This window comes from Nannocystis bainbridge, from assembly GCF_028368995.1.
Classification (GTDB): Bacteria; Myxococcota_A; Polyangia; order Nannocystales; family Nannocystaceae; genus Nannocystis; species Nannocystis bainbridge.
Window position 1 is genome coordinate 3,326,767 of the sequence record NZ_JAQNDL010000001.1, and the last position, 25,792, is coordinate 3,352,558.

The 25,792-nt window shown below is 71.8% G+C and carries 22 protein-coding genes; 11 read left to right on the forward strand and 11 right to left on the reverse strand.

Annotated elements, in window-relative coordinates:
• Positions 1-63 precede the first annotated feature (63 nt).
• The 3 genes from POL25_RS13000 (at position 64) to POL25_RS13010 (ending at position 4,494) form a co-directional block, all read left to right on the forward strand.
• The gene (locus POL25_RS13000) at positions 64-1,452 is read left to right on the forward strand and encodes a hypothetical protein (RefSeq protein ID WP_272086300.1); all 1,389 of its coding nucleotides are present in this window, start codon (positions 64-66) and stop codon (positions 1,450-1,452) included.
• Positions 1,453-1,663: 211 nt separating this feature from the next.
• The gene (locus POL25_RS13005; protein ID WP_272086301.1) at positions 1,664-3,628 is read left to right on the forward strand and encodes a TolC family protein; all 1,965 of its coding nucleotides are present in this window, start codon (positions 1,664-1,666) and stop codon (positions 3,626-3,628) included.
• Between the two features lie 614 nt (positions 3,629-4,242).
• The gene (locus POL25_RS13010) at positions 4,243-4,494 is read left to right on the forward strand and encodes a hypothetical protein (RefSeq protein WP_272086302.1); all 252 of its coding nucleotides are present in this window, start codon (positions 4,243-4,245) and stop codon (positions 4,492-4,494) included.
• A gap of 21 nt (positions 4,495-4,515) precedes the next feature.
• Here the strand turns inward: POL25_RS13010 and pgeF are convergent, their stop codons facing one another.
• The 3 genes from pgeF to POL25_RS13025 all read right to left on the reverse strand — a co-directional run bounded on the left by pgeF (position 4,516) and on the right by POL25_RS13025 (position 6,708).
• On the reverse strand, positions 4,516-5,250 hold the full coding sequence (pgeF, locus tag POL25_RS13015; protein WP_272086303.1) for a peptidoglycan editing factor PgeF: 735 nt from the start codon (positions 5,248-5,250) through the stop codon (positions 4,516-4,518).
• 213 nt (positions 5,251-5,463) lie between these two features.
• Entirely contained in the window at positions 5,464-6,429 is a 966-nt protein-coding gene (locus POL25_RS13020) for an RluA family pseudouridine synthase (RefSeq protein ID WP_276594037.1), read from the reverse strand.
• 9 nt (positions 6,430-6,438) lie between these two features.
• Complete coding sequence (locus POL25_RS13025; RefSeq protein ID WP_096328116.1) at positions 6,439-6,708, reverse strand: hypothetical protein; 270 nt, start codon at positions 6,706-6,708, stop codon at positions 6,439-6,441.
• A gap of 544 nt (positions 6,709-7,252) precedes the next feature.
• Here POL25_RS13025 and POL25_RS13030 point away from each other — a divergent pair.
• The 3 genes from POL25_RS13030 (at position 7,253) to POL25_RS13040 (ending at position 10,788) form a co-directional block, all read left to right on the forward strand.
• Positions 7,253-8,503, forward strand: a complete 1,251-nt coding sequence (locus POL25_RS13030; RefSeq protein ID WP_272086304.1) for an adenylate/guanylate cyclase domain-containing protein — start codon at positions 7,253-7,255, stop codon at positions 8,501-8,503.
• 960 nt (positions 8,504-9,463) lie between these two features.
• Complete coding sequence (locus POL25_RS13035; protein WP_272086305.1) at positions 9,464-10,045, forward strand: hypothetical protein; 582 nt, start codon at positions 9,464-9,466, stop codon at positions 10,043-10,045.
• Between the two features lie 17 nt (positions 10,046-10,062).
• Entirely contained in the window at positions 10,063-10,788 is a 726-nt protein-coding gene (locus POL25_RS13040; RefSeq protein WP_272086306.1) for a hypothetical protein, read from the forward strand.
• 176 nt (positions 10,789-10,964) lie between these two features.
• On the opposite strand, the gene POL25_RS13045 is transcribed toward POL25_RS13040, so the two are convergent.
• The 5 genes from POL25_RS13045 to POL25_RS13065 form a co-directional block, all read right to left on the reverse strand.
• On the reverse strand, positions 10,965-11,501 hold the full coding sequence (locus POL25_RS13045) for a hypothetical protein (protein ID WP_272086307.1): 537 nt from the start codon (positions 11,499-11,501) through the stop codon (positions 10,965-10,967).
• A complete protein-coding gene (locus POL25_RS13050) occupies positions 11,498-11,917 on the reverse strand; it encodes a hypothetical protein (RefSeq protein ID WP_272086308.1) in 420 nt (139 codons plus the stop codon). Before POL25_RS13050 ends, POL25_RS13045 begins: the two co-directional genes overlap by 4 nt.
• Before the next feature lie 74 nt (positions 11,918-11,991).
• Complete coding sequence (locus POL25_RS44275) at positions 11,992-13,188, reverse strand: adenylate/guanylate cyclase domain-containing protein (RefSeq protein WP_272086309.1); 1,197 nt, start codon at positions 13,186-13,188, stop codon at positions 11,992-11,994.
• On the reverse strand, positions 13,185-14,423 hold the full coding sequence (locus tag POL25_RS44280) for an adenylate/guanylate cyclase domain-containing protein (RefSeq protein ID WP_272086310.1): 1,239 nt from the start codon (positions 14,421-14,423) through the stop codon (positions 13,185-13,187). Before POL25_RS44280 ends, POL25_RS44275 begins: the two co-directional genes overlap by 4 nt.
• 154 nt (positions 14,424-14,577) lie before the next feature.
• A complete protein-coding gene (locus POL25_RS13065) occupies positions 14,578-16,173 on the reverse strand; it encodes a cellulase family glycosylhydrolase (RefSeq protein ID WP_272086311.1) in 1,596 nt (531 codons plus the stop codon).
• 203 nt (positions 16,174-16,376) lie between these two features.
• Between POL25_RS13065 and eno the strand changes: the two genes are divergently transcribed.
• Entirely contained in the window at positions 16,377-17,666 is a 1,290-nt protein-coding gene (gene eno, locus POL25_RS13070; protein WP_272086312.1) for a phosphopyruvate hydratase, read from the forward strand.
• A gap of 109 nt (positions 17,667-17,775) precedes the next feature.
• Here eno and POL25_RS13075 read toward each other — a convergent pair whose 3' ends face one another.
• Positions 17,776-18,699, reverse strand: a complete 924-nt coding sequence (locus tag POL25_RS13075; protein ID WP_272086313.1) for a LysR family transcriptional regulator — start codon at positions 18,697-18,699, stop codon at positions 17,776-17,778.
• A 254-nt stretch (positions 18,700-18,953) separates the two neighbouring features.
• Between POL25_RS13075 and POL25_RS13080 the strand changes: the two genes are divergently transcribed.
• The 4 genes from POL25_RS13080 to POL25_RS13095 all read left to right on the forward strand — a co-directional run bounded on the left by POL25_RS13080 (position 18,954) and on the right by POL25_RS13095 (position 23,708).
• The gene (locus POL25_RS13080) at positions 18,954-19,799 is read left to right on the forward strand and encodes a hypothetical protein (protein WP_272086314.1); all 846 of its coding nucleotides are present in this window, start codon (positions 18,954-18,956) and stop codon (positions 19,797-19,799) included.
• 120 nt (positions 19,800-19,919) lie between these two features.
• Positions 19,920-20,729 (forward strand): ABC transporter substrate-binding protein, encoded by an 810-nt coding sequence (locus POL25_RS13085; protein ID WP_272086315.1) that lies wholly within the window; start codon positions 19,920-19,922, stop codon positions 20,727-20,729.
• Between the two features lie 79 nt (positions 20,730-20,808).
• On the forward strand, positions 20,809-22,167 hold the full coding sequence (locus POL25_RS13090; RefSeq protein WP_272086316.1) for a peptidase M16 family protein: 1,359 nt from the start codon (positions 20,809-20,811) through the stop codon (positions 22,165-22,167).
• Positions 22,164-23,708 (forward strand): hypothetical protein, encoded by a 1,545-nt coding sequence (locus POL25_RS13095; RefSeq protein WP_272086317.1) that lies wholly within the window; start codon positions 22,164-22,166, stop codon positions 23,706-23,708. Before POL25_RS13090 ends, POL25_RS13095 begins: the two co-directional genes overlap by 4 nt.
• 604 nt (positions 23,709-24,312) lie before the next feature.
• Here POL25_RS13095 and POL25_RS13100 read toward each other — a convergent pair.
• The gene (locus tag POL25_RS13100; protein WP_272086318.1) at positions 24,313-24,756 is read right to left on the reverse strand and encodes a hypothetical protein; all 444 of its coding nucleotides are present in this window, start codon (positions 24,754-24,756) and stop codon (positions 24,313-24,315) included.
• Between the two features lie 549 nt (positions 24,757-25,305).
• Complete coding sequence (locus POL25_RS13105; RefSeq protein ID WP_272086319.1) at positions 25,306-25,725, reverse strand: hypothetical protein; 420 nt, start codon at positions 25,723-25,725, stop codon at positions 25,306-25,308.
• Positions 25,726-25,792: the final 67 nt, after the last annotated feature.

A 25,792-nucleotide genomic window follows, 5' to 3' on the forward strand; every position in this document is an offset into this window, starting at 1 on the left:
CGACCTGGGGACCCGCGCCCGCCGGCGATCGCACGTCCTCGCAGCCGCGTCCTGGACCCGGCCATGCGCGCGCTCGCGGCCGCCGATTGCTCCTCGCCGGCGATCGGCGCTATCGTCCGGGCCGCCGTGCCGCGCGCGCTCCGTCCTCACGACCTCGGTCCGTCCGCTGCGGCCCGCCGCGCCCGGCTCTCCCGCCTGTCCCTCGGGACATGTCTCTCCGGCCCGCCCGCCGCTGCCGGGCACGCCCCGGTCTCTCACATGTCCCTCCGGACATGTCCCTCCGGCGCGTCCGCTCGGGCCCGGCTCCCCTTTATCCTGGCTCTCGGGACATGTCTCTTCGGACTGGCCTGCGCCTCCGACCTGCCCGTCGGCCAGCGGGTCGCCGGCCCGCGCATCCTCGCCCTGCGCAGCGAGGTCGTCACCCCGCTGTTCCCTGACGACGAGCCCGCCGACGCGGGCGCCCGCTGCGAGGCCCTGCCGTTCGAGAAGGTGCGCGTCACCCCCTTCATGGTCGAGCCGACCGGCGTCCTCGACATCGCCGGCCCGGACTTCGACCCGATCTGGATCGCCTGCCAGCTCGGTCCGGCCCAGGGTCTGTTCGCCTGCCTGCGCGCCGCCGTCCCGCTCGACCTCGACGACCTCGAGGAGTGCCCCGTCCCCAGCTTCGCCGACCTCGACCCGAACGCCACCGAGCTGCCGCAGTACCCGAGCCCGTGTCGCCTCCCCGACGACGGCGGCGCCCCCGGCAGCATCGAGTTCGTCGCCCCGTTCGCCGCCAACCTCCTGCTCGGCGGCGACCTCGAGCTGACCATGATCAGCCGCGCCCCTGGATCGCCGAGCACCCGCGAGTGCGCCGTGGCCATGCTGAGCAAGGCCGCGGACCTGCCGAACGCGTGCATCTACGCCGTCACCCGCGTCTCGGTCGGCCCGATCGAGAAGCTGCTCGCGTTCGCCGGCATGTTCGGCTTCGACCTCCCGCCCGAGCTCGGCGAGGTCCCTGACCCGAAGGACATCCCCGACGGCGACCGCAACCCGCGGATCGCCAGCTTCCGCGTCACCGTCCTCGACCCCGACACCGACGAGGCCACCGATCTCGGCGAGCTCCCGCGCGGCGCCACCGTCCCGATAAGGCGCGGCCAGACCATCCAGGTCGACACCGAGACCCCGGCCCACGACCTCCAGACCTATACTGTCCCGATCAACGCCGGCGTCGGCGGCACCGGCAGCGAGATCCAGACCGAGCGCATCGACGGCTCCTGGTACCGCACCTGGGGCACCCTGCTCGCCGGCGGCAGCGACGACCGCGTCGCTTTCAATCAATGGACCATGCGCAAGGGCGAGCAGGACGAGGGCGAGCTCCCGCCCGACGGCCGCGCCACCCTGTTTTATGTCCTGAGGGACAGCCGACTCGGCGTCGACTGGTGGTGGCTCGAGGTCGAGGTCGAGCCCTGAGCCGCGACCCCGCGAAAGGCGCCGACCGGGTCCGGGCCCGCGATCGACGGCCACGCGGCCTGGACCTGGCTCACGCGCTCGCGGCGACCCCCTGTCGCGCCCGATAGTTTCAGCCCGCCGTCCCGCCTGCGGCCCGGCTCCGCAGGAGCCTCCTGGCCAGGCCCTGCGCCGACGGCTGCGCGGGGCTCCAGCCCGGCCACCGACCCGGGAGGTGCCGCTTGACCCCGCCGGCCCCGGGCGTTACTTCCCCTCTGGATCCGTGCTGGGCCTCACCGTAACCGTGCTCGCCGCCCTGCTCGACGCCCCCGCGCCGGGCACCCTCGACCCGAACACCGGCATGCCCGTGGATGTTCAGCAGCGGGCCAACCCGCCGCCGGTCGAGGCCCGTCCGGCGCCCGGCGTCAACTTCGGCCAGTCGCCCACCAGCGTCACGCCGCCGGCGACCCGGCCCCCGACCTCCTCCGATCCCAGCGCCCCGCGCACCCCGTTGATGCGGCCGCGGCCCGAGGCTGCCCCGACGAACATGCCCCCGGGGACAGGTCCTTCGGACCAGGCGACGCAGCCCAGCGCGCCTGCCCCCGACCCGGCCAGCCTCTACCCGCTGTCGTTCGCGGCCGAGTCGCTGTCGCTCAGCGACGTGCTGAAGAGCGCCCTCGACGGCAACATCGACCTGCGCAACAGCGCGATCGACATCGCCATCACCGAGAAGCAGATCACCGCCGCGCTCGGCGCCTACGACGTGTTCTTCCTCGCCGGCGCGACCGCCAGCAAGGCCGTCACGCCTCAGCGTGGTTCGCAGCTGACCTTCAACGTCGGCCAGCAGCAGCTGTCCGGCAACTTCGGCTTCGAGCGCAAGCTCGAGTCGGGCGGCACGGTCAACTTCACCGTCACGACCACCCGCAGCTCGACCCTGCAGCCGCTCAACATCCAGAACGCGGCCGCCGGCGTCCGCTCGCTCAACGCGTACTTCGTCTCGCCGAGCCTGACGCTGACCCATCCGCTGCTGCGCAACGCCGGCGTGCGGGTCAACCGGGCCGACATCGACCGGGCCCGGATCGCGCGCACGCAGATGGAGGCCAACCAGCTGCAGATGGCGCAGACGGCCATCCACGACATCATCCTCGCCTACTGGGATGTCCTGTTCGCCTCGCGCGACCTCGAGAACAAGCGCCGCAGCGCCTCCACCACCTCCGAGCAGCACCGCCGCGTCAAGGCCGAGGTCGCGGCCGGTCGCAAGTCGCAGCTCGACCTCGACACCATCTATCAGTCTCTCGTCGCGCGCGAGAACGAGGTCGTGCTGGCCGAGAACACCCTGCTCGACCGCAGCCTGACCCTGCGGCAGTTCATGGGCCAGGACTTCTCGGGCCGCAAGGTCCTCGGCGTGCTGCCGCAGACCGACCCGCAGGCCCTCGCGCCGCGGGAGATCGACCTCGAGGGCGAGATCAAGAAGGCGTTCCAGGCCAACCCGCAGCTGCGCTCGCTCGAGATCGGCATCGCCAGCCGCCGCGTCGACGAGCTCGTGGCCGCCAACGCTCGCCTGCCGATCCTCGACTTCCGGTTCCAGTTCGCCCCCCAGGGCCGCAGCATCGACCAGATCGCCAACGTCGACACCGGCATCTCCGCCAAGCGGGCCTCGTGGCCCGAGGCGTTCCAGAACTTCTTCACCGCCACCGACGTCGCCAAGGTCAACTTCAACACCGGCCCGTTCGCCGACTTCAACATCAGCGGCTCGCTCAACTTCAACTTCGACATCCAGGGCCGCACCCCGAAGGCCAACCACGAGCGCGTGGTCCTCGAGATCCGCAAGGCCGAGTACAACCTGCAAAAGTCGCAGCAGCAGATCTCGATGTCGGTCATCCGCTCGGTCAACGCCATGCGGACCGCCAGCGCGCGCCTCACGATCACGAGCGAGGCCGTGCGCCTGGCCGAGTCGAACCTGCGCGCCGAGGAGGCCCGCTTCCGCGTCGGCCGCTCGACCAGCTACGACGTGCTGTTCCGCCAGGACGAGCTCGCCCTGGCCCAGTTCAACGCCCTCTCGGCCCAGATCGACTACCTGCGCGCGACCGTCGAGCTGCAGACCCTCACCGGCCAGCTGCTCCCGTCCTACGGCCTCGAGCTGTCCGGCGCCGCCGCCCCGCGCCAGAGCTCCAGCCCCACCGGCGGCCGCTACCGCTGAGTCTCCGCCTGTCCCTTCGAACAGGCGCACTGGCCGCAGAAAAACCTGTCTCTTCGGACAGACCGGAGAACCATCTCCGCCTCGCGCGACCGTCCCTTCGGACAGACCGCGCGAGCCGCCACCGCCTCGCGCGGTCGTCCACTCTGTCCCTTCCGACAGGCCCGGCGAGCCGCGACCGCTGGCGGTCATCCCCCTCGACGAGGATGGCTGCGGCCGCGTCTTTCGAACAGGCGAAGCGAATCGCCCCGCCTCCTCGCACACGGTCGCTACAGTCACATGTCTCTTCGGACAGACGACACTGCGACCTCTCTCCCGCGGGTGACGGTCGCCCCGAACCGTCCCGGAGCAGCGACCGCGGGCCTGGGCTCCAGAGCCCTCCCCGGGCGGCTGGCCGGCTGGCGAAGACGCGCAGCGCCGGCCCCGCGCTCGCCGCTGTCCGATCTCCCGCGGCCTGGCCTCTCGCTGGACCTGGGCCTGCGAGATCTCCGGCTCGCCGCGCCCGGGCCGCCCAGGCGCGGCGTCCGCCGGCTCTGGGGCGTGCGCTCGGCTTGTTTCGTCGGCGCCGCTCGTGCTAGGTTGCTGCGTGCTCGCCCACGGGCGCCTGGAGAGCAGCCATGTCCGCTACTGAAATCGCCGACAACAAGTGGGAGCTCGAAGCTTCCAAGCCCCCGGTCTCCGACGTCGGAGGCATCCTCCAAATCGTCGTCGTCGGGGCTTTCACCCTGATGTTCGCCTGGATGATGTTGTTCACCTTCCAGGGCATCTTCGGCAGCAAGCGCGAGAGCCTCGCCGATCAGTACGGAAACCTGACCGTCGACGGCAAGAAGAAGGAGCCGGCGCCCGCACCGGCGCCCGCCGCCGAGTAGCTTCCGGGCGCCGACCGGCGCCTAGCGAATGCCGATGAACGCGAGCATCTGCCCGATGCCCGCGCCGTCGCGGCGATAGCTGAAGTACTGCTCCGGGTGCTGGCAGGTGCACCCGCCGACGCGTTCGATGCTGTCCTTCGGGACACCTGCCGCCACCAGCTGAGCCCGGACTGCCGCCACCAGATCGACGTGTGGCCGCGCTCCGGGCTCTCGGCGTACGTGCTCCGCTGCGAATTGGTCCGCGACCTCCTCGCCGACCTCGAACGCCTCGACCTCGATGCACGGACCGATCGCCGCGATCAGCTGTGACGGCTCGACCCCATCGTCTTTCAGCGCCGCCACCGTCGCCCCGACCACGTTCGCCACCGTCCCGCGCCAGCCGCTGTGGATCGCTGCCACTGCCGTCGCCGCGCGATCGGCCAGCAGCACCGGCACGCAGTCGGCCGTCATCACCCCGACCACGAGCGGCCCGTCGCCCGCGCGGGCCCACAGCGCGTCGCCCTCCGCGCCGGTCGTCAACGCCGACGCGCGCCACGCCGTCGCCCCGTGGACCTGCCGCACCAGCCGCAGCTGCTCCGGCGCGAAGTCACCGGCCGCCGCCACCCGGCGCAGGTTCTCGTCGACGTTGCCCGGCTCGTCGCCCCAGCGACGACCGAGGTTGAGGCTCTCGAAGCGCCCGCGACTGACGCCGCCGTTGCGATCGGTGAAGCCGTGGACGAGGCGTGGGGAGGCGAACAGCGCGGCGCGGGCGAGCACCCAGACCTCTTAGGGTCCCCCGCCGTCGAGCGCAACAATCCGGGCGGTCGCGCGGCTCGATGCATGTGCCTCGCCACTTCGAGCCCGTTGATTCTCCCTGCTCCCGCCCCGGCGAGCGCGACGCTCGGCGTGGGCTCGGCCCTCGAGCGCTCCTCGAGGTCGCGTCCTGCGAGCCTCACCCTGCCGCCGACCGGCACCTCTGGCGAACGAGCCTCACGGCTCTGCGCCGCCGAGCGCCACGATCAGCGCGCGCAGTTCGGGCGGCAGCCGGCTCTCGAAGTCGAGCTCATCCCCTGACATCGGGTGCTGGAACCCGAGCACCGCCGCGTGCAGCGCGTGGCGTCCGAGCCCCTCCGCCAGCCCACGGATCGCAGCAGGCCCGCCGAGCCCGCCGTACAGCACGTCGCCGACGATCGGATGACCGAGCATGCGGCAGTGCATCCGGATCTGGTGCGTCCGTCCCGTCTCGAGCCGGAACTCGAGCACCGCCGCGCCGGTCAATCGCTGCAGCGTGCGCACGTGCGTCACGGCGCGTCGGCCGTCGCGCGCCTCCCACGTGAAGCGGCGGCGATCGATCGGATCGCGCGCGTGGCCCGTGCGCAGCGTCTTCTCGGCGAACGTCGGCGCATCGCGGACCACCCCGAGATAGCGGCGGCGCAGCGAATGCCGGCGGAACTGCGCCGCCAGCCCCTCTTGCGCCCGCATGTGCTTCGCCACCACCAGCAGCCCGCTCGTATCGCGGTCCAGGCGGTGCACGATCCCCGGCCGGGTCGCGTCGTTGCCGGGCAGCACCGGCAGCGACTCGGCCCCGATCCCCAGGTGGTGCAGCACCGCGTTGACCAGCGTCCCGTGCGAGTGCCCGGGACCCGCGTGGACCACCATCCCGGCCGGCTTGTCGATCACCAGCAGGTGTTCGTCCTCGAACACCACCGTGAGCGGCAGCGCCTCGGGCGTCGCGTGCAGCGGCTCGGGCGCTTGCAGCTCGAGCTCCACCTCGACCTCGGCATCGACCACGCGGGACGCCTTCAGCGCCGCCCCATCGGCCGCGCACACCTTCCCCGCCGCGAACGCGCGGGCCAGCTGGGAGCGCGTACAAGGGCTCCCTTGGCGGGCGAGTTCGGCGACGAGGGCCTGGTCGAGGCGACGCCCGATGGCGTCGTTTCCGAGGTGGAGTCGCAGGCCCGGAGCCTACCAGATGTGGGTCTTGAGGCTCGCCATCGGCTTGATCACGCGGTCGACGATGGCGCGGTCGTAGTAGTTCTTGCGGAACAGCTCGGGCGTCACGCGGCCGCGGAACAGGTCACGACCTTCCATGATCTCCTCGCCGAGGGCATCGAAGAAGTTGTCGTTGATCAGCGCCTCCTCGATCTTCTGCTTGTTGTAGAGCTGGATGTCCGAGGCGATCGCGCGGGCGAGCTGTTGCGCGCGGGCGTCGTTGTCGATGGGCGTGGCTGCCATCCCGCGAGGATGCCACAGCGCCGCGGCCCCCGCCAAGTCGCCGCAATTTCGCCGGACGGCCTCGTAAAAGCGCCCTTTGTCCGTGATACGCGGCGGATCTCCCCTGCGCGGGCCGGCCGCCCTGGCCAGCGCCGCGGGCGGACCGCCGTCATCGGCGGGCGACCCGACGCGCTCGCCCGCTCGGCCCGCCAGGGCCACCAAAATGCCACCAAGTTTGTGGCCCTGCCGCGGCGCATCCTCCGCTGGCGCAGGTGAGCCGTCAACTCATCGTGGACCTACCCGCGGTCACACACGGCGCATCTCCACTGGAGCGGGGAGCCGCGCATGGACTCGCTGTCGGGTCGGGCTACATGGGCGCTTCCCGTCGGCAGGGGGAAACTTGCAGCGCCGGCGCATCCCTGCTGGCGACCTCCCGACGCTGACGGCTCGGGCGGCACTGTACACAGCGAGGGCTTACGATAGCCCTGCGCGGTGAAGCTCGCTACGGCTGCTCGTCGACGCCCGGGCCGGCGCGCGCGATCATCATGGTACGTTCAGCGTTGGCATGGCGCGGGTCCACCTTTGGCGCAGGATATCCCGGGCCGGCGTCGACTCCGGCTTGGACGAACATCTGCGGCGAAAGGTCGAGCTGACGAACAAGCTCGGCTTCACTGCGGGCGTCCTGGTGTTCACGGGAAATTCGCTGTTCTGGGGGGTCCTCGGCGCCGACGTTCGCATGGTCCTCGTCTTGTTCGCAGCGGCCCTCGCCTATGCCTCGATCCCCTTGATCAACCGCGCGCGTCGGTACGACCTCTCGCGCGGCGTGCTGACCGTTCTTCCGCCGATCTTCATCGTCGCGGCGGCTGGCATCATCAGCGACACTCCGCTCCTCAGCTTCAAGTTCGCGCTGCTGTCGGTTATCGCCGGGCCGCTCCTCGTGTTCGGCATCGAAGAGCCGCGGAAAATGATCGCCGGCATCGTGTGGGTCGCCGTCTGTCTCGTCGGGATGGACACGATGATGCCGATCATCCCGAAGCTTTCGGGATTAGACGCAAACCCGCTCGAGGGCTCGCTCTCCGTCACGATCAACGCGGCGGTGAGTTGCCTGATTTTTGTCTCCTCGTTCGTCTATTTTCAGCGCCTCAACCTCGCCGCAGAGAGGAAGCTGGAGGCCGAGAAGGTCAAGTCGGAGCGCTTGCTCCTCAACGTCTTGCCGCGAGAGATCGCCGATACGCTCAAAGAGTCCGAGCGAACCATCGCGGAACACCTCGAGAGCGCCAGCATTCTGTTCGCGGACCTCGTCGGGTTCACACCACTAGCGGCGAAGCTCTCGCCCGGCGCCGTCGTCGACCTCTTGAACGAGCTGTTCTCCGAGTTCGATCGGATGGCCGAGCGGCTCGGCGTGGAAAAGATCAAGACCATCGGCGACTGCTACATGGCGGCCGCCGGGGTCCCCAGGCCCACCGATGACCATGCCCACGCACTGACGCGGCTAGCGCTGGCTATGCAGGCGTTCATGACGGAGTACCGGTTCGAGGGACGGCGCCTGGCGCTGCGCATAGGGATCAACTCCGGGCCGGTGACTGCTGGCGTGATCGGCCGCAAGAAGTTCGTCTACGACCTGTGGGGCCACACGGTGAATGTCGCTAGCCGAATGGAATCGCAGGGGAGCGGCGGAGTCGTTCAGATCACCGACTCGACTCATGCGCTGATCGAGGACGATTTCGCGTGCGTGTCCGGCGGTGTCGTCAATGTCAAGGGCACTGGCGAAATGCACGTGTGGCACGTCCTCGGAGCCCGCGACGGCCGAGCTTGACGGGCTGCGGCGGCGCATCCCCGCTGGCACGGGGGAGCCATCGTCCAAGACCCCCTCATCTTCCAGGCCAAGGGCGCATCCCCGCTGGCGCGCGGGGCCGGCGGCAACCTCGTCGCGGCGAACCTCCGGGCGGGCGCATCCCCGCTGGCGCGGGAGAGCCCTGACTGCGCTGCCGTCCGGCGCGTGGCAGAGGGGCGCATCCCCGCTGGCGCGGCGGCGCATCCTCGCTGGCGCGGGGAAGCCCGCACCAACGGAGAGCTGGGAGAGGGTGCCCTTCTGGCGCGGGGGAGCTGGGATCTCCACCCCGCGGCTCTTGAGCTCGTACGGCGCATCCCCGCTGGCCCGGGGGAGCCCGCTCGGGGTGCCTGCGGATGTCGTCGAAGGAGGGCGCATCCCCATTGGGTCGTCAAGGACCAGGAGGGCGCATCCCCACTGGCCCGGGGGAGCCAAGGTCCCGATGGCCAGCCAGGGCCTCGTGCACGGCGCATCACCACGCCTGCCGACGGCGCCGGCGAGGGCGACACGCCCAAGACGGCAATGTTGCGCCGCATCGCCACGTGTACGCGTCTATCAGCGCGACGTGATCCGCGGCCGCCCGCGAGCGGCGATAACCGGGAAATACGAGCGGGACGACGACTTGGTTCCCGAGCCGGCGGAAGTGATGGCGCTGTGTCTTGCTGGCGGGCTCGCCGGCAACGGGGTAGCGCTGCGCCACACCGGCGTGCGCAGGCCGTAAAGGATGATCTCTGGCGAGCTGTCTTTTGGGACACCAAGTACGCTTGGGGGGCGCCAAGCGTGTTTGGCGGTCAAAACACACGGTTTAAGGCGCTACGGCTCATGATCCGCGAGGCATCGTCGCGTCACTCTCAGGACGAGCGCGTGTCGTGATGAACGACTCGCTCACTCTCACTCTCTGAGTCTTCACCCTGTAAGGAGGATACAATGTCTCTCATCGCTACCATGTTCGCACTCGCCACGACGACCACCCCGACGACGCCCAGCGCGTACGATCTTCTCGCCCGTCTGGAGGCGATGCCCGTGGTGCTCGAGGAAGTCGCGGCCGTCGTCGACCTGAACGACGGCGTGGACCTCGAGGTCAACTTCAATCTGAGCAGCGTCGGTGCGGTCACCATCGCCGCGCATGAAGACGACGATGGCTCCGGTCACGGGCTCGTGCTCGTAGGCGCCGCCGTCGTCGCGGAGTTCGAGCTCGCAGGCGACACGGTCGTCTGGGAGACAGTCGACCTCGCTGGCTTCCGCCCGGAGCAGGTGGAAGCGGTCGCGGCGAGCATCCTGCAGGTCTGGCGCGAGGATGAGGTCGCGGAAGCGCTCGCCGCCGCGCCCACCGAGCCGACCGAAGACCGGAGCCTCAAGTGCACGGCTGCCGCCGGGATCGCCGGCGCCACGGCAGGCATCTTGATCGGCGCGACCTGCGGCATCTTCATCAAGAATCCGGTGACGTGCGGCAAGGCCGGGGGGAGCGCCTACGGGGCCGTTTCGCACTATATTTCGAACAAGTGCAACGGCGCGCAGAACGGGTGAGCAAGGAGGAGGGGGCTTTGGACTCGCAGCGAATTACGCCGTACAGACCCCTGCCGCCGCAGCGGTGGGGTTTCCTGGCGACGAACCAGTTCTGGTCTCGCGCGTGGCTGACGCCCATCTCCATCGTCTTCTGGGCCGGCGCCGCGGTCTTCTTCAGCCTCTTCGACCTCTTCGCCCTCGTGTGGTGGCAGCAGGCGCTGGGATTCCTGGCGTTCTACGGGGTCTGGGGCGGGCTGGTGGAGCGGTACTCCAGGAAATACCTGGCTCGCCAGCGGGTGCGGGCGCTCGCCGGCCCCCGAACCGATCCACCAGAAGGTCCCGCGGATGCAGCCGCCGAGACTACATCGAGGGCCCTCCCGGAGCCTCCTGACGCGTCGTCACGCGCCCTCGTGCCATCACGCGAGCCACGGCCAGAGCCGTCGCTCGTGGCGACGGCCGAAACCTGGGACGACGGGTACGAGAGGCTGTTCGGGCGCGGCGCAGCCGTCGCCCAGCTCGTGTCCAATGTCGCTTTCGGGCTGGCGATCTTCTACCCGAGCTGGCCGGTCAAGCTCCTGGCATTCCTGGCTCTGCTCGTTACTTCGCTTGGCCTCGGGTTGTGGCAACGCCGGAGGGCGATGCCGGCCGGTGGGGAAGTACCCCCCGAGGCACTGGAAACCGGCGCGGGGGCGCCGAACGCAGAGTTGGGCGGCGCCGGTTCCAACACGGCAGGGCGCTCGCCCGGGGCGCTGCCGCATGAGTGAGCTCGGCCTGTCGGAACCGATCTAACTCGACCTTGCGCATAGCGGCGTCGCCGCCGTGGGTCTTGGCGACGGTCTCGCCCCCCGGCTGTCGATCACCACAAATTCGTCAGTCCTTAGGCCGTCCCGCCGCAACCGCGCTGGTCGCTCGTGAGCGCTCAATTCCCCAGATGCAACCCTCAGCCGAGCGGCTCGAAGAGCTCGGCCACGGGCGAGTCGTTCGGGGCGGGGTCGTAGTCGCCGATGCCGTCGAAGCAAGCGTGAACTTCGGGAGATGAGCCACCACGCGCGCGGGCCATCCGGGCACACCCGGCGAGCAGCGCCAGCACCTCTTCGACCCATGGATCCGCGAGGTCTTCTATGCACGCCGGAAAAGCTGCGAACCCGGCGGGCACATCGACCTCGGACCTGCGATCGTCCTGCAGCTTCGCCAGCGCGACCGCGAAGTGTAGCGACACCGCGACGATCGCCGGCGCGCTGCCGTGTCTGGCGACCGCGAGCGTGCGCTCGTGGGCCCGCTCGAGACGGCTCGCAGATGCCCGCCAGTAACGGCGGAGCAACCGCTCCGACCGCGAGCGCCGGCGGACCTGCTCGCGGTACTCCGCCTTCCAGCGCGCAACACCGGAGCTGCGCTTCCACGCCTCGACGAAGAAATCGAGGTCGGCCGGGAACTCGAGCGCGATGAGCCGCTCGATGGCCTCGTCCGCGGCGATCATCGCCGCCTGCCCGAGCGCCGAGCGCAGCGCACCCCGGCGCTTCGGAGCGACCTGGGCCACCCGGCCTCCGGCGCGCCCGGTTCGGCCGCAGCGAACGCGGCGAACATCCCTGCAGCGTCGGCGAAGCGAGCGCTCGCGACCGCGGCGAGAGCGTCACGCAGCGCGGCAACCTGGTGCGCCGTCGGCGGGACGTCGTCATCCTCGACCGCCTCGTCTGCATCGGCCGCCTCGAAGCCCGCCGCGAGCTCGCGCGAAGCGCTCGGATACGGCGTCGCTAAAAATTGCCCGCGCTCGAACAGGAGCGCCGTCATCACCACCAGGAGCACGTACACGCGGCCGATGAACGAGCGATGAACGCTGCGGATCTCAGCATTCGCGCATGGACTCGACGACCACGAGACCCGTCGAAATAACATGTCCCTTGGGACACGTTATGATCCTTCTCGAGGACTCCCGACCTTCGCGGCCTTTCGATTGTCCAGCAGACCTCTCAGCCCACCGTCGCCGGGCTGCGGTACCCCTCCGGCTCCCCGCGCACCACCGCAGCTCGCTCCTCCGCCGTCAGCTCCGCCCACGTCGCCGCGTCCACCACGACTTGCTCCGGCGTCGCTCGCTCTTCCATTGCGAACGCCGCCTCGATCGCCGCCCCCCACATGTCGTAGGCCAGCTTGTTCGTCCCCACCACCCCAGCGATCACCTCGCCGGTCCCGACCCCGATGCGCACCCGGATTGCGCGCGCCTGGCAGGCCTCTGCGCGCTCGACTGCCGCGCGCATGCGCAGCGCCAGGTCGACCGCCGCGCGGGCTGACGGCTCGCGGCCTGACAGCCCGACCGCCGCCACATACGCATCGCCGACCGTCTTCACCTTGTCCGCGCCACGCTCCTTGCAGACCGCATCGAACGCGCTGAACGTCGCGTTGAGCACACGGACGATGTCCTCCGCGGCTGCCTCTTCGGCCAGGCGCGTGAACCCGGCGATGTCGCACACCACGATGCTCACCTGCGGGTGACGTCGCCCCACCCCTTCGCCGCCCTCGCGCAGCGTCGCCACGAACTCGGCCGGCAGCACCGTCCCCAGCAGCGCGTCCGTGCGGCCGCGCAGCGCTCGCAGCTCGTCGCGCGTCCGCGCCGTCACCCGCTGCGCGTAGTACGTCGCCACCGCCATCGCCGCCGCCACCAGCGACATGTTGATCTGGAAGTTGCTGCGCACGTCCTCGGGCGCCGCCCCCATCGCCGGCACCACCGCGAACGCGAAGCAGAAGCCGAGGAACGCCGCCGCGTTGAGACCTGCCACTGCCAGCGCCGTCCGCCGCCGCTCGCTCGGGAACAGCATGAACGTCAGCACGATCACCGGCATGTACCAGTACTGCAGCCCGTAGATCGGCCCGAACAGCGACACCGCGCCGGCCGTCGAGAGCAGCGTGTACAGCGCGAAGATCACCGCCGCTGCTGCGTGACGGCCCTTCGTCGACAGCCACAGCGAGAACATCGGCGGCCCGATCCCCGCCGACAGCCCGTACACCACTCCTGTCAGCGAGCCCGCCGCGTAGATCGAGCTCAGCAGCACCGTGATCGCCGTGAAGCCGATCGCCAGCAGGCACAGCCCGTGGAGGAACACCACGTGCTGGCGCTCGAGCGGCGCCGCGTGCGGGGCCAGGCCCTGGCGCAGCAGTCGCCGGAGGCTCACGGCGCGCGCCCTGCCTTGCGTGCTCCGCGGACGAAGTACGTCTTCATCGCCCCCTTGCCCTTGATCTCCACCCCTTCGCGCCCGCTGCACTCGAAGCGATGGTTGATCTTCGCGAACGTCAGCGGCGACACGTGGACCTCGCCTGCCAGCCCGTGCATCTCCATCCGCTGGGCCGTGTTGACCGTATCGCCCCACAGGTCGTACGTCGGTCGCACCTGCCCGATCACCCCTGCGACCACCGGCCCCGAGTTGACCCCGATGCGCACCGCGATCCCCGGCGTCGCCGCGAACTCGTCGCGCAGCGCCAGCCCCAGCGCCACCAGCACCTCCGCGTGGTCCGGGCGGTACACCGGCAGCCCGGCCGCCGCGACGAAGCTGGTCCCCGTCGTCTTGATCTTCTCCGCCCCGAACTCGGCGCAGCGGCGGTCGATCGCGGCGAACACCGCGTGGAGCCGGGCCAGGTACGCCTCTGGCGTCTGGCCCTCGGCCGGGCGGTCGAGCCCGATCACCCGGCAGAACAGCACCGACGCGTCGCCCTGGCGCTCCGCGATCTCCTGCTCGCCCGCTTGCAGGCGCAGCCCGATCTCCTCCGGGAACACGCTGCGGAGCAGCCGCTCCGACTTCGCCCGCTCGTGCTCGAGGTCTGCCGCGGCCATCGCGTTGAACGAGCGCGAGCCGTAGCCGACCAGCAGCGTGATCGCCACCAGCAGCCCCTGATGCAGGTACTGGTTGGGCCCGTACTGGGCCACGCGCCGGGCCAGGTCGCCGTCGAGGTCCCAACCGTAGACCAGCACTGCCAGGCACGTCGAAGCTGCCAGCGCCGTGGCCAGCGCCGCTGTCGGCTCGCGGCTGGGGAACAGCAGGAACGGCAGCGCCGCCACCAGGATCAGCATGAAGAAGTTGCCGTAGTCGAGCCCGAGGGTCCACGAGCCGACCACGATCGAAGTCATCACCGCGACGTGGAACACCAGCGCCGCGTCGCGCGGGCGGCCGCGGGCGTGCAGCGCGAACACGGCTCCCAGGCCGCCGACCGTGAGCCCGAGGTGGGCCAGGAGCGCCGGGTCGAGCGGCCGGCCGGTGCCCATGTGACCCGCGCAGGCCATCACGATCCCGAGCAGCGCCAGCCCGTTGAGCAGGCGGATCCGCTGACCATCCTCTCGGGACATGTCCTCGCGGACACCCGCCGCGACGGCCCGCGACAGCGCCGCTCGCACCCGCAGGCCCGCGTTCGTCACTTCCCCGGCACCTTACCGGAAACCCCCGCCAGCGTCCCGCCGGGCCCGACCGGCGGCTGGCGCGGAAACGAGCCGCCCGCAGCCGTCACATGCCCGAAAGGACATGTCGCAAAAGCCATACGGACACGCGTTCGCCGACGCGCGTCGTCACGGCTCAGTCGGCGAGCTTCAGCGTCACCTCGACCTGCGCACCGTCCGGGGCCTGCACACGCAGCTCGCCGCGGTCCCGGTCGAGCGTCCAGCATGCGCCCTCCGGGCCGGTCCGCGTCGCCAGTTCGATGTCGAGCGACGCGCCGTCGAACCGGCGCGGCGGCAGGGCGATCTCGCTGACCCCGCCGTCCGCGGTCCAGCTCGCCGTGACCGTCGTCTGGTCCCACGCGAACGCGCTGTCCGAGCCGGCCACCGCGCGCAGGTACGGGCGGACGAACACGTCGAGCGAGTCGCGCTCGCTGCCGTCGGCCGCGAGCACCGACAGGTCCTCCGCGTTCCAGTCGACCTCGTTCTGCGAGCACTCCCACAGCGTGGCCGACAGCCGGCGCGCGTCCATGCGGTCGAGCGCGCGGGCCAACCACTCCTCCGCGCCCGGCGCCCCGTGCCCGTAGCCGAACTCGCCGATCAGCACGCCCAGCCCCTCCGCTGCCGCGAAGTCGGCGACGTCGTCGAGGTACGGCTCCGGCATCATCCCGATCGAGGGCAGCCCCTTCACCAGCCCCGCGTCGTACATGTGCGCGGCGTACACGAGCCCCGAGCCCTCGGGCCGCACGTGCTCGACCGGCTGGAACCCGACCGCGTCGGTGCCCGGGTTGTCGAACAGGATCAGCAGCTCGTCGCCGGCCAGCGCCCGCAGCTGGGCCACCGCCTCGGTGTGGAACGGATTGAGGACCTCGTGCTTCCACGCCGGCACGTCGTTCGCGGTGCCCGAGCCCGGCTCGTTGACGATCTCGAGCCCGACCACCCCGGGGTGGTCGCCGATGCGCGCGATCATCTGGCCCCACATCGCGAAGAACTTGGCGTGCAGCTCGTCCTCGTCGGCCCAGAAGCGGTCGAACGCGGACCGCACGTCGCCGTCGAGCACGTACTTGAGGCCCCAGTCGGCGTCCGGGCACTCGTGCGGCGCTGGCATCGGGTCTTGCTGCAACGTCCACGGCGGGAAGCCGTCGCCGCAGAACGTCGACGTGTACACGTCCTGATGGAAATCGACCACGACCCGCAGCCCGTGGGCCCACGCCGCGTCGACCATCGCCGCGTAGCGGTCGAGGTAGCGCGCGTCGTACTCGCCCGGCGCTGGCTCGAGCGCCTCCCACGAGAACAGCAGCCGCACCACGTTGATGCCCCAGCTCGGCAGCCGGGCGAAGAACTGCTCCGCCTCGGCGGCGAACCCCGCCGGATCGATCTCCGCCGCGATCGGGAACGGCACGAACGGCGCCCACTTCGAGCGCCCGCCGGTGTTGACCCCGCGCAGCAGCACATCGCGCCCGTGCTCGTCGAGCATCCGCCCGCTCGGATCGAGGCTCACGCGCCCGCTGGTCAACAGCACAGGTTCGATCGGGCTCGTGCACTCGCCCGGGAGCAGCGGCGCCCCCGTGGTCGTCGGCGCCGCCGTCGAGGTCCCGGTCGGCTCGGTCGGCGCCGTCGCCTCCGTCCCCGCGGTCCCCGTCGTCGTCGTCGTCGCCTCGCTCGCGCCGGTGCTCGGAGACGGATCTCCGCCGCAGCCGATCGCCGCCGTCAACAGTACAAGCGCTCTGCGCATGCCGCATCGTAGGCGGTCCCGGCGGTCCTCGCTCGCCCGCCCGCGGGCGATCTCGAAGTCTCTGCGAGTGAGCAGCCGCGCGACCTCTCCGGCAAACCTCCGCGTTTTCGCCCCGCCGGTGCGCCCGTCTGCCAATTCGTTCAGCGCCTCGCATGGCGATCGCCCCTGGCCGGCGGCCTCGCGGGCGCGCTACCTTCGCGCGCATGAGCGTCATCCTCAGCGTCCACGGGCGGGAGCTCCTCGATTCGCGCGGCAACCCCACCATCGAGGTCGAGGTCGTCACCGACCAGGGCAGCATCGGCCGCTTCGCCGTCCCCTCGGGGGCCAGCACCGGCGAGCACGAGGCCCACGAGCTGCGCGACGGCGACGCCAAGCGTTACCTCGGCAAGGGCGTGCAGAAGGCCGTCGAGCACGTCAACGGCCCGCTGGCCGACGCCGTCGTCGGCTTCGACGCGCTCGACCAGCTCGGGGTCGACCAGGCCCTCCTCGCCGCCGACGGCACCGCCAACAAGTCCAAGCTCGGGGCCAACGCCGTGCTCGGCGTCTCGCTGGCGGTCGCTCGCGCCGCCTCCTTCGACGCCGAGCTGCCGCTCTACCGCTACCTCGGCGGCCCGCTCGCCAACGTCTTGCCGGTCCCGCTGATGAACGTCATCAACGGTGGCGCGCACGCCGACAACAACCTCGATTTCCAGGAGACGATGCTCGTCCCGCACGGCTTCGACAGCTTCTCGGAGGCGCTGCGGGCCGGCGTGGAGATCTTCCACAACCTCAAGAAGATCCTGCGCTCGCAGAAGAAGGTCACCGCCGTCGGCGACGAGGGTGGCTTCGCGCCCGACATGGCCAGCAACGGCGAGGCGCTGGCGGTGCTCGTGCAGGCGATCGAGGCCGCCGGTTACAAGCCGGGCGAGCAGGTCAGCCTCGCCCTCGACGTCGCCGCCTCCGAGTTCTACGACAAGAAGAAGGGCGTCTACGTGCTCGCCGGCGAGGGCGGGCGCGAGCTCGACGGCGCCGCGCTGGTCGGCCTCTACGCCGACCTGGCCGCCAAGTACCCGCTGGTCTCGATCGAGGACGGCATGGCCGAGGACGACTGGACCGGCTGGCGCCTGCTCACCGAGCGCCTCGGCGGCCAGCTCCAGCTCGTCGGCGACGACCTGTTCGTCACCAACCCCGAGCGCCTGCAGCGCGGCATCGACGGCGGGATCGCCAACAGCATCCTCGTCAAGGTCAACCAGATCGGCAGCCTCAGCGAGACCCTCCAGGCCGTCCGCCTGGCCCAGCACAACCGCTACCGCGCCGTCATCTCCCACCGCAGCGGCGAGACCGGCGACACCTTCATCGCCGACCTCGCGGTCGCCACCGCCGCCGGCCAGATCAAGACCGGCTCGGCCTCCCGCTCCGACCGCGTCGAGAAGTACAACCAGCTGCTCCGCATCGAGGAGCAGCTCGGCGAGTCGGCCCAGTACCCCGGCCGGACCCTGTTCGGCCGCCGCTGAGCCGCCTGTCCGATCGGGCCTGCCCGATCGCGCATGTTCTGAGGGGCATGTCCGCGAGGACATGCCCCTTCGCGCACGCCCGCGAGGCCATGTCTATTAAATCATGTCCTCACCCGCGCGGCCGGTTGGCCGCGCGGAAGAAGTCGAGGAAGCAGCGCAGCTTGACCGGCATGTGCGCGCGGTTCGGGTAATAGAACGAGAACCCCGGGAACTCGGCGCAGTGCCGCTGCAGCACGTGGACCAGCCGCTTCTCGGCCAGCGGCGCGCGCACCAGCCCGGCGAACACCTGCGCCAGCCCGAGCCCGGCGGTCGCCGCCTCGGCGATCGCCACCATGTCGTTGAGGATGATGCGGCCGTCGACGTCGAGCTCGACCTCGTCCTCGCCGGTACCGAGCCACCAGCGCAGCAGCCGGCCGCTGGTGACGAAGCGCAGGCGGATGCAGTCGTGGTCGAGCAGGTCGCGCGGCGCGGTCGGCCGCGGCCGGCTGGCGAAATACTCCGGCGCGCCGACGACCACCAGCCGCTGCGGCCCGCCGAGCGGCGCCGTGATCATGTCGCGCGGGATGGCCTCGCCGAGGCGGATGCCGACGTCGAAGCCCTCGCCGACGACCTCGCTGAGCCCGTCGCTGAGCCCGAACTCGAGCCGGACGTGCGGGTGTTCGCGGCCGAAGCGGGCCAGGTGCGGGGCGATGAACAGCGTGTACGTGACCCGCGACAGCGCCACCCGGACCAGCCCGCGCGGCGCCTCGCCCTCGCCCTCGAGCGCCTCGCAGGCCTCGTGAAGCTGCGCCAGCCCGGGCGCGATCCCGGCGAGGAAGCGCGCCCCCGCATCGGTCGGGCTCACGCTGCGGGTCGTGCGGCGCAGCAGGAGCACCCCGAGGTGGCGCTCGAGCTTGCGCACCGTCTGCGACAGCGCCGACGTCGACACCCCCAGCTCGTCGGCCGCGCGGGTGAAGCTGCAGTGCCGCGCGACGCACTCGAAGGCCGCGATCGCCGGCAGGTCGGTCGGCTTGATCGTGAAGCGCCGGTTCATGGCCCCGGGATGATAAGGCCGTTTCTCTTCACGCGGTCCGGGTCCTTCCACGTGTCTGGCAACCAGACGCGCCGCGCTGCCCGCAGGTCCGACGCCAGTCCGGCGGCCCGTGGCCCGCAGCCGGCGAAAAAACACCGGTCCGACCAATCGTTCGCGGTTCGGCGGGGACTACTTCGAAGCGTCCCTCGCAAGCGCCGCACGACGGCGCGCTTCGACGATCTTCCCCTCCGGCCCAGCGCCGCTCCGGAGTCGACATGCGCATTGTGCTCAACGCGTTCGTGGTACTGACATTGGCCTCCCTCGGCTGCGATCTCGCCGACGAGCCCGACGCCGCGGGCCTCGACGCCGCCGAGGCGCTCGACTCGCTCGGCAGGCCGCTCGGCCCGCTGTCCCGCAGCATCGTCGAGGCCAACGCCGACCGCGACCACACCATGCGCCTGCTGGCCCGCGTCGAAGTCCAGCCCGACGAGCTGCTCGAGATCTACGCACCATCGCCCGGCGAGCTCGTGATCGCCAGCGCCGGAGCCCCGGCCAGCGGTCCGAAGTTCGGCCCCGACGCGCTCGCCGGCCGCTCGCTGTCGGCCGTGTGGGCCGACGCGGCCGCCGACGCGCCGATGCCCCCGGCCCTGGCCGAGGTCGCGCAGGCCCTCGGCGACCAGCCGCTCGGCGCCCGACGCGGCGACCTGCCGCTCGCCGCCGCGCCGGCCCCCTCGCCCGCGCTCTCGGGCTATTGCGACACGACCTTTTACAAACAGGCGGAGTCGGCCTGCGAGGTCGGCGGCGGCCTCGACACCGACTTCAAGCTCTGCCTCGACCACGCGACCAGCGCCAACGGATGGGTCGACGACGCCTTCCAGACCCGCGGCACGGTCTGTCCCAACCGCGGCGACGTGGTCCTGCGCCTGAAGACGGGCTCGGGCGGCGACGGCTCGTGGTTCGTCAAGCACAACACCCATCAATCGTTCGTCTACACCAATTACGGCTGCATCGTGGACGACCCCGCCGACGAAGCCTTGGGCTGCAAGTGGGTCAACGTCTGGGTCGACGCCGGCGGCACGCGCCGGTTCCACTTCCGCATGGTCGCCGACGTCGAGGAGTGACAGCGCGCCCAACAACATGGCCTCATGGACATGTCTTTAAAAACATGTCCATGAGGCCATAAAGACCGCCTCCGGCCGCGCATGCTTGTCTCCCCGCCCGACGGCGATCATGCTGCCCGCATGTGGACCCGCCGGGCCGTCGCGCGCCTCGTCTTGCCGCTGGGCGCCTGGCTCGCCTGCGGCGGCCGCGAGCGGGCCCGGCCGTTGCGGCTGGCCGCCACCTCCAGCGTCCACGACAGCGGCCTGCTCGCGGTCCTCGGCCCGGCCTTCTCGGCCGCGCACGGCCGCCCGCTCGAGGTCCTCGCCGTCGGCTCGCGGCGGGCCATCGACCTGCTCGCCACCGGTCGGGCCGACGTCGCCCTCACCCACAGCCCGGTCGAGGAGGCCCAGGCCCTGGCGAGCGGGCGGATCGGCGGGCGCACCCCGGTCATGCGCAACGCCTACGTGCTCGTCGGCCCGGTCGAGTACGCCGGCATCGTCGCCGGCGCGGCCGACATGCGCGGCGCCCTGCGGGCCGTCGCCGGCTCCGGCCGCCGCTTCGTCTCGCGCGGCGACGACTCCGGCACCTACCAGCGCGAGCTGCAGCTGTGGGCCGCCGCCGGCATCCCGGGCGAGAGCGCCTTCATCCTCCCGTTCCAGGGCAGCATGGCCGAGGCGCTGCGCCAGGCCGCGCGCGAGCACGCCTTCACCCTCAGCGACCGTGCCACCTTCCTCGCCCGCCGCGGCGATCTCGGGCTCGCCATCCTGTTTCAGGGCGGCTCCGACCTCGACAACGTCCACGCCGTGCTCGAGCCCGCTCCGGAGCGCGGCGGCGACATCGAGGGCGCGCGCGCCTTCGCCGAATTCCTGCGCTCCCCTGCCGGCCGGCGCCTGATCGGCGGCTTCGGCGTCGACACCCTCGGCGAGCCGCTGTTCACTCCGGTCCAGTGAGGGCCGACAGGCGCCCCGGGCCGGCCCGAGGCGAACAGATCCTTGCCCTCCTCGGCGCCAGCGGATACCACCATCCAGCATGCTCGTCCCTCGCCGCCCCCGCGCCCTCGGCGCGGCGCTCGCCCTGCTCGGGCTCGGCGTCGGTGAGCCCTCGGCCCGCGCCGCCCCGGCCGCTCCGGCCCCTGCGCCTGCCCCCGCTGCGACCCAGCCCGCGCCGGCCCCCGCCGAACCTGCCCCCAAGGACAGCCCGGCCGCCGACACCGTCCTCGACATCGTCCTGCCGAGCGGCCTGCGCGTGCTCGCGGCCCGCGATCTCAGCCTCCCGGTCGCCGCCGTCGTGCTCGCCGTCGAGACCGGCAGCGAGGACGACCCGCCCGAGCATCCGGGCCTGATGCACGCCCTCGCCTACCACCTCCACCAGGGCAACCGCGAGCTGCGCCCCGGCGAGGCGATCGCCGCCGCCCAGGACGCCGGCGGCGTGCACCTCCTGGCCACCGGCGCCGGCCAGACCCGGTTCGAGTCGCTGGTCCCGATCTCCCGCCTCGACGAGGTCCTGTTCGCCGAATCGCAGCGCCTGCGCTTCCCCACCGTCGACAAGCGCCGCTGGGACATCAGCCTCGGCTGGGCCGGCAGCGACGCCCGCAGCCCCGCCGGCATGCGCCCGGCCGACCTCGCCGCCCTGCACGGCGCCCCCGGCCTCGGCCACGACGGCCGCGCCGTCGACCGCTCGCTCGCCGACATCACCCCGGCGGCCCTCGCCGCGGTCCTGGCGGCCAAGTTCAACTACGCCCGCGCCACCTTGATCGTCGTCGCCCCCGAGCCGCCGGAGACGATCCTCGAGCAGGTCCGCGCGCGCTTCCAGGACCTGCCCCCGGCCACCCGCGCCTTGCCGGTCCGCTCGCCGCCGCCGGCGAGGGCCGCCCTCCCGACCGCCCCGCCTGCCGCTTCCGGCAAGCCGCCGCTGTTCGCCTGGCCGATCCCGGCCGACGGCGCCGCTTCGGCCTGGGCCGGGGCGATCTGCCGCGCCCTCAACCGCCAGAAGCCGGCCGCTGAGGAGCCCCGCAAGTCGCGGATCGGCTGCGACTTCGACCCCGACCCGCGCCGCGCTGCCCTGGTGATGCGGGCCGTCGGCACCGAGGACCCGGCCGGCTTGTTGCGCGCCCGCCTGGCCCGCCTCGGCGGCCCCGACGCGCCGCTGCTCACCGCCCAGGCCCAGTTCATGGCCCAGGCGACCCGCCTCTACGCCCGCACCGCGCTCGGCCTGGCCCGCCTGCTGGCCGGCTCGCCGGCGCGCTACCCCGGACCTGTCCCGGTGGACAGCCCGGTGCCCCGCCGCCGCGACGACCTGCTCGGCCTCACCAGCCTCGCCGGTCGCCCCGGCCTCAACCTCACCGTCGAGGACGCGCTCCTCCTCGGCGCCGCGGAGCCCAAGCCGTGACCCGACGCCCCCGGCTGCCCGCCTGCCTGCTGAGCGGCCTGCTCCTGTCTCTCGGGGCAGGTTGCAAGCGCAAGGACACCGTCAAGGTCGAGATCTTCGACGACGCCCCGCCGCCGGCGCTGACCGAGGCGCTCGGCGCCCTGGCCCCGCCCTGGCCCGCGCCCGAGCGGGTCGTGCTCGCCGACGGCCTCCTGGTCCACTGGCTGCGCGAGGAGGGCACCCCCGCGGTCCACCTGCGCCTGGTCTTTCCGACCGGCGACCTCAAGCCCGCGCTCCAGGGCGCGCCGGCGTTGATCGCCGCCCGCAGCGTCGCCCTCGAGCTCGAGGCCCTGGCGGCCCGCCTGTCGCTGCGGGTCGAGTTCACCCCGCGCGCCGGTCGCTACGAGGTCTCCGTGCACGGCGTCGACGCCGAGCTCCCGGCGATCCTCGCCGGCCTCGGCGACATCTTCTCCGCCCCCGCGCTCGAGGGCCCGCTGGTGCGCGCCCGCAAGCAGGTCGCCCACGACCTGCGCCCGCCCGACGCCGAAGCCCGCGCGCTCGGGGCCCTCACCACCCGCCTGCTCGGTGACGTCGCGGCCGGCGAGCTCATCACCGCCAACGCCGTGCAAGAGGCCTCCGAGACCGCCTTGCGCGACGCCTGGGAGGCCCTCACCGACCCGCGCAGCGCCCTCTTGATCGTGCACGCCGGCGACACCCTCGCCGGCCACGACGGCGGCCTGTCCGACCTGGCCGGCCGCTGGAAGCCGCGGACCAAGCTGCTCGCCGCCCGCGGCCCCGCCGAGGAGGCGCTGGTGCGCCTGCGCCAGGGCCCGCGCCCGGCCGCCCCGCCGGCTCTTCACCTCAAGCGCCCGCCGATCGCCCCGCTCGAGCGCGTCGACCCGCCGCCCCCCAGCACGACCCGCAGCAGCCGCAGCCTGCTGGTCCTCGGCCGCTCGCTGCCCCTCGCCAGCGTGCGCGACCGGAGCCTCGCCCGCCTGGTCCAGCGCCACCTGCAGGCCGAGCTCGACATCCGCCTCAGCATCACCGGCGACGTCGGCCTCTTCACGATCCACGTGCCGCTCGGCGCCGCCGGACGCGGCAAGCCGGCCACCGACCCGCTCGAGGAGGTCGAGGCCGCCGACGAGGCCGCCGACCCCTCCGAGGCCGACCCGCTGAACCGCCGCCTCCGCCGCGAGCTCACCGTCATCCGCGACTACCTGCGCGAGCGCCCCCTCGCCCAGGACCTCATCGGCGCCGCCCAGCTGTGGCTCGGCGCGCGCATGGTCGCCGCCAGCGTCGACGGCGAGGACTGGACCGCGCTGTGGAGCGAGGCCCTCGACCTCTCCGTCGCCGACGGCGAGATCGTCGCCGCCCTCGCCCGCGACGCCGAGACCATGCTCGCCGCCACCCCCGACGAGGCCGCCGCCTTCATCACCCGCTGGCTCGACCTCGAGAAGAGCGAGCCCGGCTGGGCCTGGGTCGCGGTCGGCAGCGAAGCCGACCTCAAGGGCATCATCGCCGCCGAGAGCAAGGGCATCCAGTTCGACCCACCGCCCGAGTGACGCGCCTGTCCCGAAGGACAGCCCCGTCACCGGCGACGAGCCCAACCCGCAGCACAGCCCGCCTCGAGTGACGCGCCCTCCTTCGGGAGAGCCTCCCTCCGAGTGACGAGCCCACCCCGCAGGACAGCCCGCCCCGAGTGACGCGCCCTCCTTCGGGAGAGCCTGCCTCCGAGTGACGAGCCCATCCCGAAGCACTGCCTGCCTCCGAGTGACGAGCCCATCCCGCAGCACTGCCCGCCTCGAGTGACGCGCCCTCCTTCGGGAGAGCCTCCCTCCGAGTGACGAGCCCATCCCGAAGCACTGCCCGCCTCGAGTGACCAGCTCACCCCGCAGGACCGCGTCATCCGAGTGACCAGCCTGTCCCGAGGGACAGCCCATCCGGGTGACCAGCCTGCCGCGAGACCGCGTCACCGGGCGACGAGCCTGTCCCGAAGGACAGCCCCACCGAGTGACCAGCCCGTCCCGAGGGCTTTGCTTCACCACTCTGTCGACGACTCCGCAGCGCCGAGCCTGTCCGTCAGGGCGTCTCGATCCACCGCCTGTTCTCCCCGCCGAACATGCCCCTCGGTGCATTCATCATACCGAAGAATGCACCGAGCTCGGCTCACTGCGGCTTCGGCAGCCCCAGGGTGCCCTCGCAGCCCCACCGCCCCCCGCACGACTCGTCGACGGCGCAGTACCGGGTCAACGGCTCGAGCGCGGCCGTGATGTCCGTGACCTCGCAACGGCTCCGGGCGCACACGGCGAGGCCGGCGGAGTCGTCGGACATACAACCGAGCACGCAGCTGCACGAGCGGTCGTCGTCGCAGGCCTGGACCCCGTCGCAGCAGGAGCTCCGCAGGCACGAGCGGCACTCCGAGTCGTCCTCCTCCGGCTCGCACTCGTTGCCCGGCTCCCAGTCGTCGTTGTCGTCGTCTTCGTCGTCTTCGTCGTTGTCGTCGTCTTCGTCGGTCTCGCCGCCGCCCGACGGCCCCAGATCGCAGTCTTGAATGAAAGGAATGGCGAACACCAGGCTCGCCGCGAGGACGCTCGTAGATTGAAATAGCATGACTCTCTCTTCTCCTCGACGCTGAGCCGGGTCGGGCCGTACGTCCGTCCGCCCCCGTCGTCGTGTGAAACTCTGCTGCACACCGCGGTACCGTCAATCGCCGAATGTTGACATTCGGCACACGGTCGCATCTGTGACGCACCCCCCTGATCCGCGACCGCCCGGCGAGCGTGCGCTGCAGAACACCGGTCCGCAGGCGATCGCCAGCCCGCCCCAGCCCGCTCCGGAGCGCCCGCCTGCCCCGCCGCGCGCCAAAAGTGCCACCCGCCACACTCACGCCCGCGATCTGGCCCACGCGCTCACCCGCCTCACCGTGTTCACGTCCCCCACATCCATTGCCGGCCCGCGCGTGCGTGCGGCTCCAGGCGCGCGCGCTCGAATCACCCGGGTCCGCGAAGCCACGGCGAGCTCGAACGCGGCCCGACACGGCAAAATCATCCGAGCGGAAGCCGCGGTGTTGCACCCCCGGCCCACGGTCGACATGACGAGAATGTGTAGAGGGGCGCCTGGCACCCGGTCTCGCGAGTTCGCGCCGCCGCGCCCCGGCAGTCAGTCCTCGTCGCGGGCGCCGTCGAGCCAGTCGCACGCGCTGGCCGCAGCGTCCGCCAGCTCCGGGTCGTTGTCCGAGGCGAGCGCACGAAGCTCGGGCAGCAGCGCGTCGAGCCCCTCCGCGCCGTAAGATTTCGCCTGCACGACGACGCCGATCGTGCGCGAGGGATCTTCGACGAGCTTGGTGCGCAAGACGGCCACGCCGCCCGCGCCCCACGCCACGACGAGCCTGGCGATCCGCCAAAAGACATCGCGGTACTCCGCGGCCGCCCACACGCGCCGCAGCAATTCAGCCCCACGCTCGGGCCCGAGGCCCTGTGCCACCTCCGCGAGGTGCGCCAGGCGCTGCTGATGCGCGAGCCATGCCTCGTCGGTTCGGCGCTCGGTGCTCTCCGCGAAGTCGCCCAGGAGGTCCGCCACGGCAAAAAGTCTAGCCCGGCGCGACGCCGATCGGCAGCGCCCCTATCGGAGGAGGCCACCTCCCCCT

Bases quoted from the DNA above. Each gene is read 5' to 3' on its own strand.
- POL25_RS13000 (WP_272086300.1), top strand. From the start codon at position 64: ATGCGCGCGCTCGCGGCCGCCGATTGCTCCTCGCCGGCGATCGGCGCT.
- POL25_RS13010 (WP_272086302.1), top strand. From the start codon at position 4,243: ATGTCCGCTACTGAAATCGCCGACAACAAGTGGGAGCTCGAAGCTTCC.
- POL25_RS13025 (WP_096328116.1), bottom strand. From the start codon at position 6,708: ATGGCAGCCACGCCCATCGACAACGACGCCCGCGCGCAACAGCTCGCC.
- POL25_RS13030 (WP_272086304.1), top strand. From the start codon at position 7,253: ATGGCGCGGGTCCACCTTTGGCGCAGGATATCCCGGGCCGGCGTCGAC.
- POL25_RS13035 (WP_272086305.1), top strand. From the start codon at position 9,464: ATGTTCGCACTCGCCACGACGACCACCCCGACGACGCCCAGCGCGTAC.
- POL25_RS13045 (WP_272086307.1), bottom strand. From the start codon at position 11,501: ATGATCGCCGCGGACGAGGCCATCGAGCGGCTCATCGCGCTCGAGTTC.
- POL25_RS13050 (WP_272086308.1), bottom strand. From the start codon at position 11,917: ATGTTATTTCGACGGGTCTCGTGGTCGTCGAGTCCATGCGCGAATGCT.
- POL25_RS13065 (WP_272086311.1), bottom strand. From the start codon at position 16,173: ATGCGCAGAGCGCTTGTACTGTTGACGGCGGCGATCGGCTGCGGCGGA.
- eno (WP_272086312.1), top strand. From the start codon at position 16,377: ATGAGCGTCATCCTCAGCGTCCACGGGCGGGAGCTCCTCGATTCGCGC.
- POL25_RS13075 (WP_272086313.1), bottom strand. From the start codon at position 18,699: ATGAACCGGCGCTTCACGATCAAGCCGACCGACCTGCCGGCGATCGCG.
- POL25_RS13080 (WP_272086314.1), top strand. From the start codon at position 18,954: ATGCGCATTGTGCTCAACGCGTTCGTGGTACTGACATTGGCCTCCCTC.
- POL25_RS13085 (WP_272086315.1), top strand. From the start codon at position 19,920: ATGTGGACCCGCCGGGCCGTCGCGCGCCTCGTCTTGCCGCTGGGCGCC.
- POL25_RS13090 (WP_272086316.1), top strand. From the start codon at position 20,809: ATGCTCGTCCCTCGCCGCCCCCGCGCCCTCGGCGCGGCGCTCGCCCTG.
- POL25_RS13100 (WP_272086318.1), bottom strand. From the start codon at position 24,756: ATGCTATTTCAATCTACGAGCGTCCTCGCGGCGAGCCTGGTGTTCGCC.